At 31.5% G+C, this 16,818-nt stretch carries 15 protein-coding genes; 7 read left to right on the top strand and 8 right to left on the bottom strand.

Annotated elements, in window-relative coordinates:
* Window positions 1-17 precede the first annotated feature (17 nt).
* The 4 genes from L3X37_RS14585 to L3X37_RS14570 all read left to right on the top strand — a co-directional run bounded on the left by L3X37_RS14585 (window position 18) and on the right by L3X37_RS14570 (window position 4,526).
* On the top strand, window positions 18-944 hold the full coding sequence (locus L3X37_RS14585; RefSeq protein ID WP_237240903.1) for an ABC transporter ATP-binding protein: 927 nt from the start codon (window positions 18-20) through the stop codon (window positions 942-944).
* A gap of 109 nt (window positions 945-1,053) precedes the next feature.
* Window positions 1,054-2,370 carry an ABC transporter permease gene (locus L3X37_RS14580; protein ID WP_237240902.1) on the top strand — a complete coding sequence of 439 codons (1,317 nt, stop codon included), beginning with the start codon at window positions 1,054-1,056 and terminating at the stop codon, window positions 2,368-2,370.
* The gene (locus L3X37_RS14575) at window positions 2,371-3,297 is read left to right on the top strand and encodes a mechanosensitive ion channel family protein (protein ID WP_237240901.1); all 927 of its coding nucleotides are present in this window, start codon (window positions 2,371-2,373) and stop codon (window positions 3,295-3,297) included.
* Window positions 3,298-3,362: 65 nt separating this feature from the next.
* Window positions 3,363-4,526, top strand: a complete 1,164-nt coding sequence (locus L3X37_RS14570) for a sigma-54-dependent transcriptional regulator (protein WP_237240900.1) — start codon at window positions 3,363-3,365, stop codon at window positions 4,524-4,526.
* A 136-nt stretch (window positions 4,527-4,662) separates the two neighbouring features.
* Here L3X37_RS14570 and L3X37_RS14565 read toward each other — a convergent pair whose 3' ends face one another.
* Window positions 4,663-5,412, bottom strand: coding sequence for a hypothetical protein (locus L3X37_RS14565; protein ID WP_237240899.1), 750 nt, complete (start codon window positions 5,410-5,412; stop codon window positions 4,663-4,665).
* 186 nt (window positions 5,413-5,598) lie between these two features.
* Here L3X37_RS14565 and L3X37_RS14560 point away from each other — a divergent pair, with 186 nt between their 5' ends.
* Both L3X37_RS14560 and L3X37_RS14555 read left to right on the top strand, forming a co-directional pair.
* The gene (locus L3X37_RS14560) at window positions 5,599-6,477 is read left to right on the top strand and encodes a PPK2 family polyphosphate kinase (RefSeq protein ID WP_237240898.1); all 879 of its coding nucleotides are present in this window, start codon (window positions 5,599-5,601) and stop codon (window positions 6,475-6,477) included.
* A 299-nt stretch (window positions 6,478-6,776) separates the two neighbouring features.
* Window positions 6,777-8,189, top strand: a complete 1,413-nt coding sequence (locus tag L3X37_RS14555) for a M20/M25/M40 family metallo-hydrolase (protein ID WP_237240897.1) — start codon at window positions 6,777-6,779, stop codon at window positions 8,187-8,189.
* A gap of 54 nt (window positions 8,190-8,243) precedes the next feature.
* On the opposite strand, the gene L3X37_RS14550 is transcribed toward L3X37_RS14555, so the two are convergent.
* Together L3X37_RS14550 and L3X37_RS14545 are read right to left on the bottom strand one after the other, a co-directional pair.
* The gene (locus L3X37_RS14550; protein WP_237240896.1) at window positions 8,244-8,615 is read right to left on the bottom strand and encodes an IS630 transposase-related protein; all 372 of its coding nucleotides are present in this window, start codon (window positions 8,613-8,615) and stop codon (window positions 8,244-8,246) included.
* A gap of 176 nt (window positions 8,616-8,791) precedes the next feature.
* Window positions 8,792-11,383 carry a zinc-dependent metalloprotease gene (locus L3X37_RS14545; RefSeq protein WP_237240895.1) on the bottom strand — a complete coding sequence of 864 codons (2,592 nt, stop codon included), beginning with the start codon at window positions 11,381-11,383 and terminating at the stop codon, window positions 8,792-8,794.
* A 191-nt stretch (window positions 11,384-11,574) separates the two neighbouring features.
* Here L3X37_RS14545 and L3X37_RS14540 point away from each other — a divergent pair, with 191 nt between their 5' ends.
* The gene (locus tag L3X37_RS14540) at window positions 11,575-12,306 is read left to right on the top strand and encodes an NYN domain-containing protein (RefSeq protein WP_237240894.1); all 732 of its coding nucleotides are present in this window, start codon (window positions 11,575-11,577) and stop codon (window positions 12,304-12,306) included.
* Between the two features lie 31 nt (window positions 12,307-12,337).
* On the opposite strand, the gene L3X37_RS14535 is transcribed toward L3X37_RS14540, so the two are convergent.
* From L3X37_RS14535 to gcvT, 5 genes are all read right to left on the bottom strand, one after another.
* Window positions 12,338-13,342: a DUF3500 domain-containing protein gene (locus L3X37_RS14535; RefSeq protein WP_237240893.1), complete on the bottom strand. Its 1,005-nt coding sequence runs from the start codon at window positions 13,340-13,342 to the stop codon at window positions 12,338-12,340.
* 88 nt (window positions 13,343-13,430) lie between these two features.
* Window positions 13,431-14,147, bottom strand: coding sequence for a YebC/PmpR family DNA-binding transcriptional regulator (locus tag L3X37_RS14530; RefSeq protein ID WP_237240892.1), 717 nt, complete (start codon window positions 14,145-14,147; stop codon window positions 13,431-13,433).
* A gap of 152 nt (window positions 14,148-14,299) precedes the next feature.
* Window positions 14,300-14,590 (bottom strand): 4a-hydroxytetrahydrobiopterin dehydratase, encoded by a 291-nt coding sequence (locus L3X37_RS14525; RefSeq protein ID WP_237240891.1) that lies wholly within the window; start codon window positions 14,588-14,590, stop codon window positions 14,300-14,302.
* Window positions 14,591-14,645: 55 nt separating this feature from the next.
* Window positions 14,646-15,482: a sugar nucleotide-binding protein gene (locus L3X37_RS14520; RefSeq protein WP_237240890.1), complete on the bottom strand. Its 837-nt coding sequence runs from the start codon at window positions 15,480-15,482 to the stop codon at window positions 14,646-14,648.
* A 23-nt stretch (window positions 15,483-15,505) separates the two neighbouring features.
* Complete coding sequence (gene gcvT, locus L3X37_RS14515) at window positions 15,506-16,588, bottom strand: glycine cleavage system aminomethyltransferase GcvT (protein ID WP_237240889.1); 1,083 nt, start codon at window positions 16,586-16,588, stop codon at window positions 15,506-15,508.
* Window positions 16,589-16,818: the final 230 nt, after the last annotated feature.

Raw genomic sequence — 16,818 nt, 5'->3', positions numbered from 1 at the left:
ATACTAATTTTTTTTAAATGAATAATATCTTAGTGACGGATTCGGTCTCTAAAAATTTTGGAAGTTTTAAAGCATTAAACAATATTTCTATTGAAGTACCTAAGGGCAGTATTTTTGGTTTGTTGGGCCCAAATGGTGCTGGTAAAACTACTTTAATAAGAATTATTAATCAAATAACGATGCCTGATAAAGGCACAGTTTATTTAGATGGCGAATTGCTTAATCAAGATCATATACGGGATATTGGCTATTTGCCAGAAGAACGTGGTTTGTATAAGTCGATGAAGGTTGGTGAGCAAGCACTGTATTTAGCGCAATTAAAAGGTTTAAGTAAAACTGAAGCAAAAAGTCGATTAAAATATTGGTTTGAACGTTTAGAAGTAGGCGATTGGTGGAACAAAAAAATTCAGGAACTTTCTAAAGGAATGGCACAAAAAATACAGTTTGTTGTAACCGTATTACATGAGCCTAAATTATTGATTTTTGATGAACCTTTTTCAGGTTTCGATCCTATAAATGCGAATTTAATTAAAGATGAAATTTTGCGTTTAAGAGATAATGGAGCAACCATTATTTTTTCTACACATCGTATGGAATCTGTTGAAGAATTATGTGATGATATTGCTTTAATTCATAAATCCAATAAAATATTAGACGGTAAATTAGTTGATGTTAAACGTCGGTATAAAACTAATACTTACGAGGTTGGTATTAAAACTACTAATAATGATAATTTGGATCAAGAATTATCAGAAAAATTTAGTGTGTCTAAAGCCAATTTCAAAACTTTAGACAACGAATTGAAATTGAATATAAAGCTTAATAGTGGCGATAAACCAAACGAATTTCTATCGTATTTAACTACAAAAGGCGAGGTGTCTCATTTTGTAGAATTAATACCAAGTGTTAACGATATTTTTATTCAAACTGTAAAGAATAATTAATCGAAAAAAAACGCTCTGAGGTAAAACCTCAGAGTCACCGTTGAAATTGTCATTCCCGAGAATTCGGGAATCTAAAATATAGAATTTTAGAATTAAAATTATTTATTTAATGAATCATTTACCACTTATAATAAAGCGCGAATATTTAACAAAAGTTAAAAATAAATCGTTTATAATTATGACTATTTTAAGTCCTATTATTATGATAGTACTTATTTCGGTTGTAGCATATTTGTCGCAGTTAAACAATAATAAAACACGTGTTATTTCTGTTTTAGATGAATCAGAAATAGTGAAAGATGTTTTTAAGAATACTGAAAACACAACCTATCATATTTTAGAAAATATGTCTTTAAGCGATGCTAAAACCATAGTTAAAGAAACATCTAATTACGGTCTGCTACATATTGAAAAATTTGATGATTTTAATAAATTAGCAAAACATATAAAATTTTATTCAGAAGAATCTCCATCACTGTCTTTAATTTCTGGATTAGAATCAAAAATAGAAAAGAAACTAACCAATTTAAAGCTTCAGAAAAAAGGCGTAGATGTTGAGATGATTAAAGCTTCAAAAATAAGTGTGAATTTGGGACAAGAAAGTTTTGAAGGAGAAAAAACATCTAAAATAGATAGTATTATAAAACTTATTTTTGGACTTGCAGCAGGATATTTACTATTTATGTTTATTATTATTTATGGCAATATGATTATGCGTAGCGTTATTGAGGAAAAAACCAGCAGAATTATTGAGGTTATCATTTCATCTGTAAAACCAGTTCAGTTAATGTTAGGTAAAATTATTGGGACATCGTTAGCAGGTATCACACAGTTTATAATTTGGTTAGTTTTTGGAGGGCTTTTAATGACTATTGTTTCACTCGTTTTAGGTATTAGTTTATTCGATTCTTCAATCCCTCAGCAAGAATTAATTGACGCTGCTACAAATGGTGGATCTGATATGAGTTTTTATTTTGAATCCTTTAAAATAGCGTTACAGAATATGCCATTTGTTAATCTTATTATAGCCTTTGTTTTGTTTTTTATAGGAGGCTATTTATTGTACAGTTCCTTATATGCTGCAATTGGAGCAGCTGTAGATAACGAAACCGATACACAACAATTTATGCTGCCTATTTTAATGCCTTTAATTTTAGCAGTTTATATTGGTATTTTTACAGTTATTGAAGATCCGCATGGTACAGTGTCAACTGTTTTTTCATTTATTCCGTTAACCTCGCCGGTAGTTATGCTAATGCGCATTCCTTTTGGCGTACCTTTATGGCAACAACTTTTGTCCTTACTAATATTAATTGGTACATTTATGCTAACGGTTTGGTTTGCAGCAAAAATTTACAGAGTTGGTATTTTAATGTATGGAAAAAAACCAAGTTATAAAGAATTAATTAAGTGGATTAAATATTAAATGCAGGATAAAGTAACAGATAAAATAGAAAAAGAAGCAGAATCGCTAGGTGATGTAATTACCGAAAGTACGGTATGGGAAAAGTTTGTTGATTTTCTTGAATTTAGACTAATAGACTTTTCATACGACACAGGAGAAAACGCATACGATGTTGTACTAAAGGTGAAGTACGTGTTATTGGTGATTTTGGTAATTGCAGCTACAACTTATCTGTTACGTTGGGTTAAGTATTTGATTACCAAAAATATGCCCAAGCAAGACAAAGCAAAATTTACTACGGTTTTTTCTTTTGTAAGGTGGATAATTTATCTAATAGTTATGCTTGTTGTTTTCGATTCAATAGGTATAAATGTTACAGCAATTTTTGCTGCTTCCGCTGCCTTATTAATTGGTGTTGGTTTAGCGTTGCAAACATTGTTTCAGGATATTATCTCGGGTATTTTTATATTGATGGACCAATCGGTTCATGTTGGTGATATTATTGAAATAGAGGGTAAAGTGGGACGTGTTGAAGAAATTAAACTGCGTACCACAAGAGCCGTAACCATTGATAATAAAGTGTTGGTGATTCCAAATCATTTGTATTTAACAAACAGTTTGTATAATTGGACACAGAATGGTTCAACAACAAGAGAATCTGTTAATGTTGGTGTAGCTTATGGTAGCGATGTACAATTGGTAAAAAAACTATTAATTCAAGCTGCTAGCACTCATCCAGATGTATTAAGTAGCCCAGGACCATTAGTTGTATTTACAGATTTTGGTGAAAGCTCGTTGGATTTTAAAATAATATTTACTTTAAATGATAGTTTTAAAGCACAATTTCCTAAAAGCGATATTCGATTTGAAATAGATAAATTATTTAGAGAAAACAATGTTAGCATTCCATTTCCGCAAAGAGATATACATATTAAATCAAAAGAATAAGAAATTAATGTTGTATGTTTTTAATATTAAAATAAACAATAACAATAAAGAATATATAATATAATATGCCTAAAATATTAATAATAGAAGATGAAGCAGCTATAAGAAGAGTTTTAGTAAAGATTCTTTCTGAAGAAAGCGATACCTACCAAGTAGAAGAAGCTGAAGACGGATTAGTTGGTATTGAAAAAATTAAAAATGACGATTTCGATTTGGTTTTATGCGATATAAAAATGCCAAAAATGGATGGTGTAGAAGTGCTTGAAGCCGTTAAAAAAATAAAACCAGAAATACCAATGGTAATGATTTCTGGTCATGGCGATTTAGATACAGCCGTAAATACTATGCGTTTAGGAGCATTCGATTATATATCCAAACCACCAGATTTAAACAGATTATTAAATACTGTTAGAAATGCTTTAGACAGAAAAGAGCTTGTTGTTGAAAATAAATTGCTTAAAAAGAAAGTAAGCAAGAATTTCCAGATGATAGGAGAGAGCAAACCCATTTCTCATATCAAAGAAATAATTGAAAAAGTTGCACCAACAGATGCACGTGTACTAATTACAGGTCCAAACGGAACAGGAAAAGAGTTAGTAGCGCATTGGCTACATCAAAAAAGTGAACGTTCTAAAGGTCCAATGATTGAGGTGAATTGTGCCGCTATACCTAGCGAACTTATAGAAAGCGAATTATTTGGGCATGTAAAAGGTGCTTTTACAAGTGCTAATAAAGATCGTGCGGGGAAATTTGAAGCTGCAAACGGTGGTACTATTTTTTTAGATGAAATAGGAGATATGAGTCTATCTGCTCAAGCAAAAGTATTACGTGCATTGCAAGAAAGCCGAATTCAACGTGTTGGTAGCGATAAAGATATTAAGGTAAATGTACGTGTTGTTGCAGCTACCAATAAAAATCTAAAAAAGGAAATAAAAGAAGGTAAATTTAGAGAAGATTTATACCATCGTTTGGCAGTTATTTTAATTGAAGTCCCTGCTTTAAACGATAGGCGCGACGATATTCCTTTACTTATTAATTATTTTTCTGATAAGATTGCTAGTGAGCAAGGTACAGTTAAAAAAGTGTTTTCAGATAAAGCTATTAAGCTACTGCAAGATTATGATTGGACGGGTAACATTAGAGAACTTCGTAACGTTATTGAACGTCTAATTATACTTGGTGGAAGCAAGGTTAGTGAAACTGATGTTAAAATGTTCGCAAGTAAATAAAAAGTAAGAGGTCTTAAAAGTAAATTTTATCTTACACTAAACCTGCCGAAATATTTTAACACTCTGATAATCAAAATCAGTTTCGACAAGCTCAACTTGACAAATTGAATTAAGGTAGTCTCTTATTTTTAATATTTTATTTATCACATAAAATAAGCTCAGACAAATAGTTTGAGGCCAGAGTTTTAAGAGTATTTGTAAAATGTCTTTTTATCGCTTCAATACTTTTAGCACTTATATCTATTGTCGCATTTGTGTCTTTTAAAGTTTCATGATTGCAATCACAAATTTTTAAAGCATCATTATATGCTTTAATGTTTGAAGCAACAGCGGATTTATAAGAAACAACCAGTTGTTCTTTTTTAAGTATTAACGCTTTCTCTTCTTGTAACGCAAGTTTGTTTTTTATTTGAGTGGCTTTAATTTTTAATGCTTCTTGTTGTTTATTTAATGCTAATTGCTCGTTTTGCAACTCAGAAAGTTCAGTGTTTTCATTAGTTTCAATTTCGTCAGAATGATTATTATATGCACATTTATCAATTTCAATAACACTTTCTTTACTTAAATCGCGAGCGCGTTTAACAAAAAATCGACCATCTTCAAAAGTTTCTGCATGCTCAACTTTAGTTAGAAACTCCATGCTTTTATTGGTTAAGTTTAATGCGGTTTCGCATCCACAGTTTTTTAATGTTTTTTTTGATAGATTAAAAGACTCTAGCGATCTGTTGGCATAATATTTTAAATGGCTTATGTTATTAGAATCGTAGGCATCTTTAACATGAGAATAAGCATTTACAAGATAAGAGTTTGCTTCATCGCAGTTAGCAGTTTGTCCTTTTGAGTGTATCGTGGTTATTAAAAGTAAAATGAAGTAATAGTATTTCATGAAATTTGGGGTTAAATGGTGTGGGTTGGACGAATATATTAAAAACAAAACGTAAACATATGATTTATTCAAGATTTTGTATTAATTAATGAGGTCCTAGAAGCTTAAAGTATATTTTAACGATAATTTTTATGAAGTCGGAATCATTTTTATATATTTAAAAAACAATAACAAATACAAGATATTTTGAAAACTATTGATGTTAACGATTTTAAAATCACCTCCAAAATTAAGTTAAACGAGCAACCTTCTAGTTATCCTTTAGATGCCACAAAAGAAAACCTAAAAGAGGCTTTACAGTTTGTAAGCAAAAAACTAGGAAAGCTACAAAACACTATGTATGCGCACGATAAATATGCGGTTTTAGTTTGTATACAAGGTATGGATACCTCAGGAAAAGATAGTTTAATACGCGAAGTTTTTAAAAACTTTAATGCAAGAGGTGTAATTTCTCATAGTTTTAAAGTGCCTACTGATTTAGAGTTAGGTCATGACTATTTATGGCGACACTATATAGCACTGCCAGAACGTGGTAAGTTTGCTATTTTTAACCGAACGCATTACGAAAATGTTTTGGTAACTCGCGTTCATCCAAATTATATACTAAACGAAAAGATTCCTTCTGTAAATTCTATTGATGATATTAATGATGAATTTTGGGATAAACGTTTTGAGCAAATCAATAATTTTGAAAAACATATAGCAGAAAACGGGACTATAATATTTAAGTTTTATTTAAATCTTTCTAAAGACGAACAAAGAAATAGATTGCTTCGCAGGTTAAATAAAAAGGAAAAACACTGGAAATTTTCCCCAGACGATTTAAAAGAACGCGCCTTGTGGGATAAATATCAAGAATGTTACGAAGATGCAATAAACAGAACTTCAAAACCGCATGCGCCTTGGTATAATATACCCGCAAACGATAAAGCTACGGCGCGATATATTGTTGCAAAAATTATGTACGATACGTTAAGTAAATATACCGATATACAGGAGCCAGAATTAGATGATAAAGTAAAGGCAAATCTAGATGAATACATAAAACAGCTAAACAATGAGTAGTATTTGGGCGCTTTAACACGCTTTACTCATTAGTTTCATTTAAAATTTTGGAAATCGTGAATATGAATATTTCCGCTATATCTTTCTTGTGCTGAACTTGTTTCAGTATCTCATCAAGTGTTTTCTATATATTTTAATTTTGTTTTTTACCAAATAGTATTGTTAAGCACAAAAAAGGATGCAGCATCTCCCCATAGTTATAGGGACATTTAACGCGCTCACCTCATGTAATTAACACAAATTTATGTTTCAAGTTAGTGCTCAGCTTTCAATAAATAGTATATTTAAACAAAAAAAACATGTTTCGTTTAAGACTTTTTATTTTTCTTTTAGTCATTTTATTATCTATTTCATCTAACTCACAAACAGACGAAAAAGTAATAAGAGAAATTTACACCCAATCTTTAACAAATGGTAAAAGTTACGATTGGTTAAATCATTTGTCAAATCAAATAGGAGGTAGGTTATCGGGTTCTTTAAATGCCGAAAAAGCAGTTAAATACACTAAAGAAGAACTAGATAAATTGGGATTAGATAAAGTTTGGTTACAACCAGTAATGGTGCCAAAATGGGTGCGTGGTGCAAAAGAATTTGCTTACATAGAAACTGCACCAGGAAAAACTACACCAGTAAATATTTGTGCTTTAGGGGGGGCTGTAGCTACTCAAGCTCTTGGTTTAAAAGCAAATTTAGTTGAAGTTAAAAATTTTGAAGAGCTAGCAAGCTTAGGAAAAGATAAAATAGAAGGCAAAATAGTATTTTATAACAGACCTATGCAGCCGCATATTATAAGTGCTTTCGAGGCTTATGGAGGTTGTGTAAACCAGAGGTACTCTGGTGCTTTTGAAGCAGCAAAATATGGTGCAGTTGGAGTAATTGTACGCTCCATGAATTTAAGGTTAGATAATTTACCACATACTGGTAGTATGACTTATGGCAATTTACCAATTAATAAACGAATCCCATCTGCAGCAATAAGTACAAACGATGCAGAATTATTAAGTTCCATGTTAAAATTGGATAAATCGATTAAATTTTATTTTAAACAAAACTGTAAACAACTAAAAGATGTTTTATCCTATAATGTTGTTGGCGAGATTACTGGAAGCGAATTCCCAAATGAATATATTATAGTAGGTGGGCATTTAGATTCGTGGGATTTGGGTGATGGATCTCATGATGATGGAGCAGGCGTAGTGCAATCTATGGATGTTTTAAGGTTGTTAAAAGCATCTGGTATTAAACCAAAGCGTAGTATTAGAGTGGTGCTATTTATGAATGAAGAAAATGGATTGCGTGGCGGCAATAAATATGCCGAGGTTGCTAAACAAAAAGGTGAAAATCATGTGTTTGCTTTAGAAAGCGATGCAGGCGGATTTACACCTCGTGGTTTTAGTTTTGATTGTAATGATGCTAGTTTTAATCAAGTTTTAAGTTGGAAACCTTTATTTAAACCGTATTTAATTCACTATTTTGAAAGAGGTGCAAGTGGAGCTGATGTTGGTCCGTTAAAAAACAAAACCAATGTGTTGGCAGGATTACGTCCAGATTCTCAACGGTATTTCGATCACCATCATGCGGCAAATGATACCTTTGAGCACGTTAATAAAAGAGAGTTAGAATTAGGAGCAGCTACTATGACTGCTTTGGTATATTTATTTGATAAGTATGGAGTGAACCCTATTTCAAACAATAAACGCATTAAAAAATAGATTTTTATTTGTGGGAAGAAAATAAAAATCTATGATTTATACTTCTGCTAATGGCTATATGTTTTCAGAATTAGCATAGGTATCGAACAAACAGACATTGAATAACTCAAAATCTACTAGTCTTTGTAACGCATAAAAAATAGCACTTTGACTTACACCAAAAATTTTTGCTCGCTCATACTGATAACAATCTGGATAGTTCTGAATATCTTCTCTTAAAACTTCCATATCAATCTTTGTAGAAGGCTTAATACGATTAGTTTTAGGTTCTATGTGTTGTTGCCACCTAAATAGTGTTTTAATTGGAATACCAAACCTATAACTTAACTCTTGAAAAGTTAGTTGCTCTTTCTGCTTTACTTTGAATACTTGTTGTCTGAAATCTAATGAATACGCCATACTACAAGACACAAAAACATATGACAAATTATAATGATTTAGTTGTAATTTTCGATGATTTATAATTGAATTTTATGTCATATTGATCCTGTCGAAATACTTTAAAACACTATTAATCAAAATTAGTTTTGACAATCTCAACTTGACAAATTAAGTTACAATGACTTTTAAGACAGCCTTGCTAAATATTTAAAGTTTTTTTACTATTTAACTTCTTTTAATGCGTTATCTATTAGCGTTCTTAAATGTTGTTTATGTGCTATAGAGGCAATATTACCAGAAGGAGAAGCCATAGTACGTATCTTTTTTAAATTATATAATGCCATAGATTTTGCATTATTTATATACCTGCTACTACTTTTTCCTATTAGCATTTCAATTAGCTTGTTGGTATACTCTAATTGTAAATTTTGTCTAAATGAATTTACGTTGCCATAAATATCTGCTCTAAATATAGCATTATTCAAATCATTCATTACTGTAGATAACTTGTATTTATTACCATACAATTCAGAATCTGTTATTCTTTGCAATGTATTTGGATGTAGTAAGTGATTTAATACAGATTGTTGCGAGGATAATACTAAATTGTGAATTTTAGGGTCTTCTGGACCAGCACCTAAATTAAATCCTCTACGTTGTCTAGCAAGATAATTATATAGCCCTTTAGGAGCTTCAAAGGCATTGGGAGAAAAGATGTATTTCCTTAATCCATTCATTGCTCTTTTTTGGTCTTCTAAACTAACCGGAGTATAAGGTTGCGTTCCACCTTCTTGACCTGCCATGGTACGGTCAACATAAACCCCTCCAATATATCTAGACATCGTTGTTCCAGAATTTCTATATTCACGTTGCAAAATACCATAAGCTCTTGTTAGTTCTTGATATGATTTCCCTTCGGTTACTAATTTGGTTTTTATATTTTCCATAGTTTCATTCACAAGATGAATTCTGTCAATTGCATAACCAATAGCATCATTTGATAAATCGTAAATATTTACTCTAGGGTCAATACCTCTATTTGATGAACGCATATCATCTGCATCATTTCCAAATGCTAATTTTGGTTGCGCCGATTTATTTAAAAGTTCTTGCTTTTCAGCTTCAGATGAAAAATCTTTATAACCAAATTCTATTGCCCATTCGTCATAAGGACCAACAGCGTTATCGTAATAAATTCCTTGTTTACTGCGATCTCTAGTGATATTTATCGCAGGATATTCCATAACCGAAGTTGATAGTGATTTTCCTTTAATTAACTCTGGATTAGATAGTTCTTCAGGTGAAAATAATTGACTTCCTCTCATATTATGGTTTAGTCCTAGAGTATGTCCTACTTCATGCATTATTAAACGCATCATATTGTCATGTAATATCTTTTCAAGTTCTAAATCAGAATCTTCAAAAGCTCTAACTACAGCTTGACCAAATAACGTGTTTTTTGCCATAAGATAACCAGCAGAACATCTCATTTGATTTTCATTACTAAAATCAAATGCTTCTTCATTAATGTCTGCATCAAAAACTTTACCTACCAATACACGTCCACTAAAATGAACAAACTCTAGCATAACATCTGCACCTAATATTTGTCCAGTTTTTGGGTTAACAAAACTTGGACCATATCCACCAAAAGGAGGTCGAGGAGAAGATGTCCAACGTAAAACATTATAACGAATATCTCCAGCATCCCAATCGGCGTCATCCGGCTGTGTTTTTACAACCATAGCATTTTTAAAGCCTGCTTTTTCAAATGCTACATTCCATTGTAAAACAGCATTTTTAATTGTTTTTCGCCATTCCATTGGCGTTGTATTTTCAATCCACCAAGTAATAGGTTTAACAGGCTCAGATATAGCTGCGTTTGGATCTTTCTTTTTTAAATTCCAACGGTGTACTAAATCGCGATATGGTGTTGCACTAGTTGATGTTTGATCGGTTACCTGCGTAGTAAAATAACCAACTCTAGGGTCATCATATCTAATTTCATAATCATTATCAGGCATTTCAATTAAACTATGAAGCACTTTAATACTTACGTTTCTTCCATCAGTAACCGCATTTGAGCCTCTATTTAAAACAGATGGCGAGGAGTATACATACTCTACCACTAGGTTAGTGTTTTTATCGTAATTTCTTATTGAATTTACTTTTGTTTTAGTTTTACTTAAATTACCTAGTTTGAAAGCCATAGGTGATTGCCCTGGGGATCTTGGTGGTTTTATTTGAGAGAATGTTTCACTTAAAAACAAACCATCAGCCTTAATTAAATACAATCCTTTATTTTCATCTTGAGCTTCAATTTTAACACTTTCCATGATGCCATTACTAATATTAGCATCTTTAGATTTTGACAGTGGGTTTTCTGGATCAAAATAAAATGAAGTGTTTTGTGTAACAAATTCAATTTTATTAAAATACTTCTCAATTTTAAACACTTTAGAACCTCCATAAGCGCCTCTAAATCTTCCGGCTTCTAAAACGCCATCTGCAACTTGGTTAAAGTGAATAAATTCTTTATCAATTTGATCTTCAGAAATTAACATTTGTAACGAGCCTGTAACAGTATCTTGATACATAGTAAATAATCCTTCAATTTTTTTACTAGATTTTACAAGGTCTGATATTTTCTTTTCTTTAGATTTTTTTGGAGCTGGTTTAGCTGGTGCTTCTACTTGGTCTTTTTTCTTTCCACGCTTCTTTTTTTGCGCTTCAGCATTTAGTGGAGTAAGAAAAAGCGTCATCAAAAAGACAACGCTTAAAAATTTTAAAGCACTAAGTTTTTGGTGTTTCATAAATTAAATGTTTAAAAAGTATATACCTTCCGAGTTATTATTTAAAAGTTAGTCTTGTTAAAAGTAAAAAGAATGGAATAGTTATTTCTTTATAAAATGTTAAAACATGATAAGAGAATTATTTGATTATCAAATTATTCATAGAGTATATAGGGAGACATTATTATGATATTTCATTACCTTTATAAAATATGATAAAAGACACTAAAATTGCCGTATTAATTGACGGCGACAATATTCCATCAAAGTATATTTCTGAAATGATGGAAGAAATAACTAAATACGGTACACCAACAATTAAACGAATTTATGGTGACTGGACTAAGCCCCATTTATCAAAATGGAAAAATATCCTGCTTGAAAATGCAATAACTCCCATACAACAATATGGCTACACTACGGGTAAAAATGCTACTGATTCTGCTATGATTATAGATGCGATGGATATTTTATATACCGAGAAAGTTAACGGATTTTGCTTGGTGTCATCAGATAGCGATTTCACAAAACTGGCAACTCGCTTGCGAGAAGCAGGAATTGTTGTTTACGGCATGGGAGAGAAAAAAACGCCAAATCCGTTTATAGTAGCTTGCGATAAATTTATTTATTTAGAAATTCTTAAAACCGATTCTGATAAAGATGATAAAACTGGAAAGAAGAAAAAAGAAAATCTATACAATATTACCCCAAAAGTTATAAGACTTCTTAAAAATTCGGTTGCTGATGCTGCAGATGATGATGGCTGGGCTTTTCTTGGTGATGTTGGGTCGTTAATACTAAAAAAACAACCTAATTTTGATTCTAGAAATTTTGGTTTTGAAAAATTAACTCCATTATTTAAATCTTTAGAAACCCATTTTCGACTTGAACAACGCGACCAAAGTAACACACGATTTAAGTTGATTTATGTTAAGAATACTTAGGCGGAGACTTGCTTAGTATAATTTAGAAAACCTAATGCTTTTTATGGTGACTAGCATTTTGGTAATGTTCTTTAATTAAATTGCGCCCGAAATCATCATTAAAATCTCGCCATACGGTATGAACGTGGTTTGCATTATTTTGAGTATTATCAAATTCAATTAAAAATGTATCACCTTGAATTCTGTAGTAATAGCCTTTTGATTTATTTGTAGATCCAGCCCAAGCAAATTGGATATCATCAAATTCAGATATTCTAATAGCTCTATAGCGTTCTTTGGCTAATTCCTTAGGTATGGTTAACAAGTACTCTTTAATTAATTCAGTTAAGATTGCTTTTTGTTCTTCGTTTAGATTTTTAGCCTTTATACCTTCATTTTCTAATGGTTCAACTTTAGATTTGTTAAAAGTCAATATGTCAGGAAAGGCAATTGAATTAAATATGGCTTTACTTTTTTGCTCTTCATCCATTGAATTCATTAACTCAAAAGCTAAATCTTCTTCTTTTTGTAATACCCGCTCTCCTTTTTGAGTACCTTCCTTTATCTCTGCAGGATTTGTTCCCATAAATCTTGGCGAAGCAGAAATTTTTTCATTCGAAATGGTAAAATTTAAGGAGATGTGATGTCCCTCAAAAGACCAAGACCATAAAGTATCTATTTTTGGATTTCCGTAGATAGCGATATAGTATTTTTCAGGATCTCTAAATACTTTGTCTCCAGACAGCTCTCCAAGATAGCGTTCAAGCTCAATTATTTTTTTTGCTTTTAAATATCCTACATTGCTTAAATGATGTTTTAGTAAATTAAATGCATATGTTTTTTGAGTTTCATCTAAATCATACAAAGCAATGCCATGTCTTTTATACATAGTTGCTGGTAGAAAATGCCATGTTTCTCTACTTAAATCATCAAAAGATAAAGCAGTTTTTTTAAGTTGATTTTCATTCAAAGAATTTATAAAAGCAAGTACTTCATTTGATTGTGCGTTTGAAAATGATATCAAAAACAATATGACTAATACTTTAAATGATTTCATAATTTTATCGTATTAATGATTAGTCAATTAATTTACAAAAAAAAGGAGCAATGTCCTCTTTTTTAATATTTATTAATATTAAGTTTTATTATTCTGTTTCTTCCATAGTATGATATACATTTTGTACATCATCATCTTCTTCAAGCTTTTCTAATAACTTTTCCACATCTTCAGCTTGTTCTGGAGTTAGTGATTTTGTTACTTGCGGAATACGCTCAAAACCAGAAGATAAAATTTCAATACCTCTATTTTCTAATTCAGCTTGTATAGCTCCAAAACTCTCAAAAGGCGCATAAATTAAAATGCCATCGTCATCTACAAAAACTTCTTCGGCACCAAAATCTATAAATTCTAACTCTATTTCTTCAGGATCTAATCCTTCAGCGTTAATTCTGAAGTTACAGGTGTGATCAAACATAAACACCACCGACCCCGATGTTCCTAAACTGCCATCGCATTTATTAAAATAGCTGCGTACATTGGCAACGGTTCGTGTGTTATTGTCAGTTGCAGTTTCTACTAAAATAGCAATACCGTGTGGTGCATAACCCTCAAAAACCACCTCTTTGTAATCGCCTTGGTTTTTATCACTAGCCCGTTTTATAGCACGCTCAATATTGTCTTTAGGCATATTTACAGCCTTTGCGTTTTGTATTACAGCACGCAAACGAGAATTACTATCTGGATCTGGACCACCTTCTTTTACTGCCATAACAATGTCTTTACCAATACGTGTAAAAGCTTTGCTCATAGCAGACCAACGTTTCATTTTTCTTGCTTTTCTAAACTCAAAAGCTCTTCCCATAGTGTATTTATAATTTAAGATTCAAAAGTTTTTTGTTCACTTTGATAAGCTTAGTGTAACACTCACAAATTTAAAAAAATCTTCGAGCAGAAATAATAGTTGTTAGTTTTAATTTTTAATTGATCGCGAACTATTTAAAAAATAGTTTTTTGCTATTCGTCTGGTTCAACAATATGCTCAATGGCATCAGCTAATTTAAAATCTTTATTAGTTACGCCATTAGTCTCGTGAGTTGATAATGAAATAGTAAGTACATTGTAAACGTTGCTCCAATTTGGGTGATGATTCAATGCCTCACACTCAAAAGCTATTCTACTCATAGCACTAAAGCAATCTTTAAAATTTTCAAATTCAAATTCTGCATGAATAGCGTTGTCATAGTATTCCCAATCTGGGAAACGCAATAGTTTTTTTTCTATATCGTCTTCTGATAGTTTATTCATAATAAATCATATTTAGTAGCAGTTTAATATAATAACTTTTAGGCTTAAAAACGAACTAAATTTTTAATTCTCTTATTATGTCCTGGCTTTGTAATTGCAAATTTTTAGGTAGTAAGTTATATTTTGGCAATACAGCTAAGTATCTGTCGTTGTTAGTTGTGTAAACTTGTTTAAATATCGGTTTTTGGTTGTTTAGTGTTTTTATTATTTCTTTCACAAAATCATCATGATGTACCAAATCACTACTTCCTAAATGAAATATACCAGATTTATTCCTGTTAATTATATAATGTATTTGTTGTGTAACTTTAGTATCTGTGGTTGCATTAATTATTAAATTTGGGAATACCTCAATAGGTTTTTTTTCTTTTATATGTTTAAGTATTTCAACAACTCGAGGTGATTGATTTCCAAATACCATGGGCAACCGTAAAATCACAACTTGCTTTTTAGGTAATCGTAAGAGCATGTTCTCAATTTTAATTTTGAAATGCCCATAAATACTAGTACTATAGGTTTTATCGGTTTCGTAACTAGGGTATTTGCTGTAGGCATCAAAAACATTTGCTGATGATAGAAATATGAGTTTTATTTTATTTTGAAACACGTATTCTGTAAGATGCTGATGCACTAAAACTTGTTTTGAAAAATCGCCACGAAGCGCAGAAATAATTATGGTTGGTTTTACAATATCTAGAATTTCGTAAATATCATCTTCTTCAATATTATATTGAAAAAAATGATGGTTCTTCTCAAAATTTTTGTTTGCAATATTATAAGTGCCAAAGGTTTTAAAATAGGAGCAGAGTTCTTTATAAATAGCTCCGCCTAAGAATCCACTTGCGCCTAAAATTAAAATTCTATGTTTGCTTTCTGTCGCCTTCCTCTTCATTTAAAACATTGATAAACAAACAATTAACCCTTATAAAATGGAGGCTTTACAACGGTTGCAGGAATTACTTTTTTACGTATTTGAATATTAATTTTGCTATTTACATCTGAAAAAACAGTTGGAACGTAACCCAAACCTATGCCTGTGCCTAAGCTTGGAGACATGGTTCCAGATGTTACATTGCCAATTTTTTTTCCATTGCCATCAACAATATCGTAGCCTTGGCGGGGAATACCACGGTCATCTAATTTAAAAGCTATAAGTTTGCGTTCTGCACCACGTTCTTTTTCGGCCTTCAATGCTTCAGAATTAGTAAAATCTTTGGTGAATTTTGTAATCCATCCTAAACCAGCTTCTATGGGTGATGTAGTATCATCAATATCATTTCCGTAAAGACAATAACCCATTTCTAAGCGCAGTGTATCACGAGCTGCTAAGCCAATGGGTTTTATGCCAAAATCTGCTCCAGCCTCAAGTACTTTATCCCAAACTTGTTTAACCTCAGAGTTTTTACAGTAGATTTCAAATCCACCACTTCCAGTATATCCAGTAGCAGAAATGATAACATGTTCAATACCAGCAAAATCACCAACAACAAAATTATAGAATTTAATAGCTGTTAAATTATGACTTGTAAGAGATTGCATTGCTTCGATAGCTTTTGGTCCTTGAATAGCTAATAACGAGTAGTCTTCGCTTAAATCTCGCATGGTTGCTCCAACATTATTTTTAGATGTAATCCAATTCCAATCTTTTTCAATATTACTCGCATTAACAACTAATAAATAAGTGTTTTCTTTTACTTTGTAAATAATTAAATCATCAACAATACCACCATTATCGTTTGGTAAACAGCTGTATTGTGCTTTACCATTAGTTAGCTTGCTGGCATCGTTACTGCTTACTTTTTGAATTAAATCTAATGCATGTTTGCCTTCTATTAAAAACTCACCCATGTGAGACACATCAAAAACTCCAACAGCGTTTCTAACGGTTTCATGTTCAATATTTACACCATCGTATTGCACAGGCATATTGTAACCTGCAAAAGGCACCATTTTAGCTCCAAGCGCTTCGTGTGTTGATGATAAAGCTGTATTTTTCATTTGCTAGAATCTATTATTTATAGTAAAGCAAATGTATTGAAATTTTATCCTTATAAATTAAATGTAGCGAAATAATATAAAGAAAAAAACGTTAAAGTATGTCGCTTGTTTAATCTAAAGAATTCCTCGCAGCTTGCTGCGGGGTTCAAAGGAAAAGTTTGAAAAACGGATGGTTTTTCAAAACACTTTGAAAAAGTGTATATTGGATTTATGAGTGATCATATCTACAA

The sequence above is a fragment of the Wocania arenilitoris genome, assembly GCF_021728535.1.
Lineage (GTDB): Bacteria > Bacteroidota > Bacteroidia > Flavobacteriales > Flavobacteriaceae > Wocania_A > Wocania_A arenilitoris.
The sequence above is the reverse complement of the archived record's forward strand: the minus strand, read 5'-3'. Positions and strand labels throughout refer to the sequence as shown.

What these genes read in the sequence shown, in the direction of transcription:
- L3X37_RS14540 (WP_237240894.1), top strand. Translation starts at nt 11,575, where the DNA reads ATGATAAAAGACACTAAAATTGCCGTATTAATTGACGGCGACAATATT.
- L3X37_RS14535 (WP_237240893.1), bottom strand. Translation starts at nt 13,342, where the DNA reads ATGAAATCATTTAAAGTATTAGTCATATTGTTTTTGATATCATTTTCA.
- gcvT (WP_237240889.1), bottom strand. Translation starts at nt 16,588, where the DNA reads ATGAAAAATACAGCTTTATCATCAACACACGAAGCGCTTGGAGCTAAA.
- L3X37_RS14565 (WP_237240899.1), bottom strand. Translation starts at nt 5,412, where the DNA reads ATGAAATACTATTACTTCATTTTACTTTTAATAACCACGATACACTCA.
- L3X37_RS14580 (WP_237240902.1), top strand. Translation starts at nt 1,054, where the DNA reads ATGAATCATTTACCACTTATAATAAAGCGCGAATATTTAACAAAAGTT.
- L3X37_RS14575 (WP_237240901.1), top strand. Translation starts at nt 2,371, where the DNA reads ATGCAGGATAAAGTAACAGATAAAATAGAAAAAGAAGCAGAATCGCTA.
- L3X37_RS14570 (WP_237240900.1), top strand. Translation starts at nt 3,363, where the DNA reads ATGCCTAAAATATTAATAATAGAAGATGAAGCAGCTATAAGAAGAGTT.
- L3X37_RS14585 (WP_237240903.1), top strand. Translation starts at nt 18, where the DNA reads ATGAATAATATCTTAGTGACGGATTCGGTCTCTAAAAATTTTGGAAGT.
- L3X37_RS14530 (WP_237240892.1), bottom strand. Translation starts at nt 14,147, where the DNA reads ATGGGAAGAGCTTTTGAGTTTAGAAAAGCAAGAAAAATGAAACGTTGG.
- L3X37_RS14555 (WP_237240897.1), top strand. Translation starts at nt 6,777, where the DNA reads ATGTTTCGTTTAAGACTTTTTATTTTTCTTTTAGTCATTTTATTATCT.
- L3X37_RS14545 (WP_237240895.1), bottom strand. Translation starts at nt 11,383, where the DNA reads ATGAAACACCAAAAACTTAGTGCTTTAAAATTTTTAAGCGTTGTCTTT.
- L3X37_RS14520 (WP_237240890.1), bottom strand. Translation starts at nt 15,482, where the DNA reads ATGAAGAGGAAGGCGACAGAAAGCAAACATAGAATTTTAATTTTAGGC.
- L3X37_RS14525 (WP_237240891.1), bottom strand. Translation starts at nt 14,590, where the DNA reads ATGAATAAACTATCAGAAGACGATATAGAAAAAAAACTATTGCGTTTC.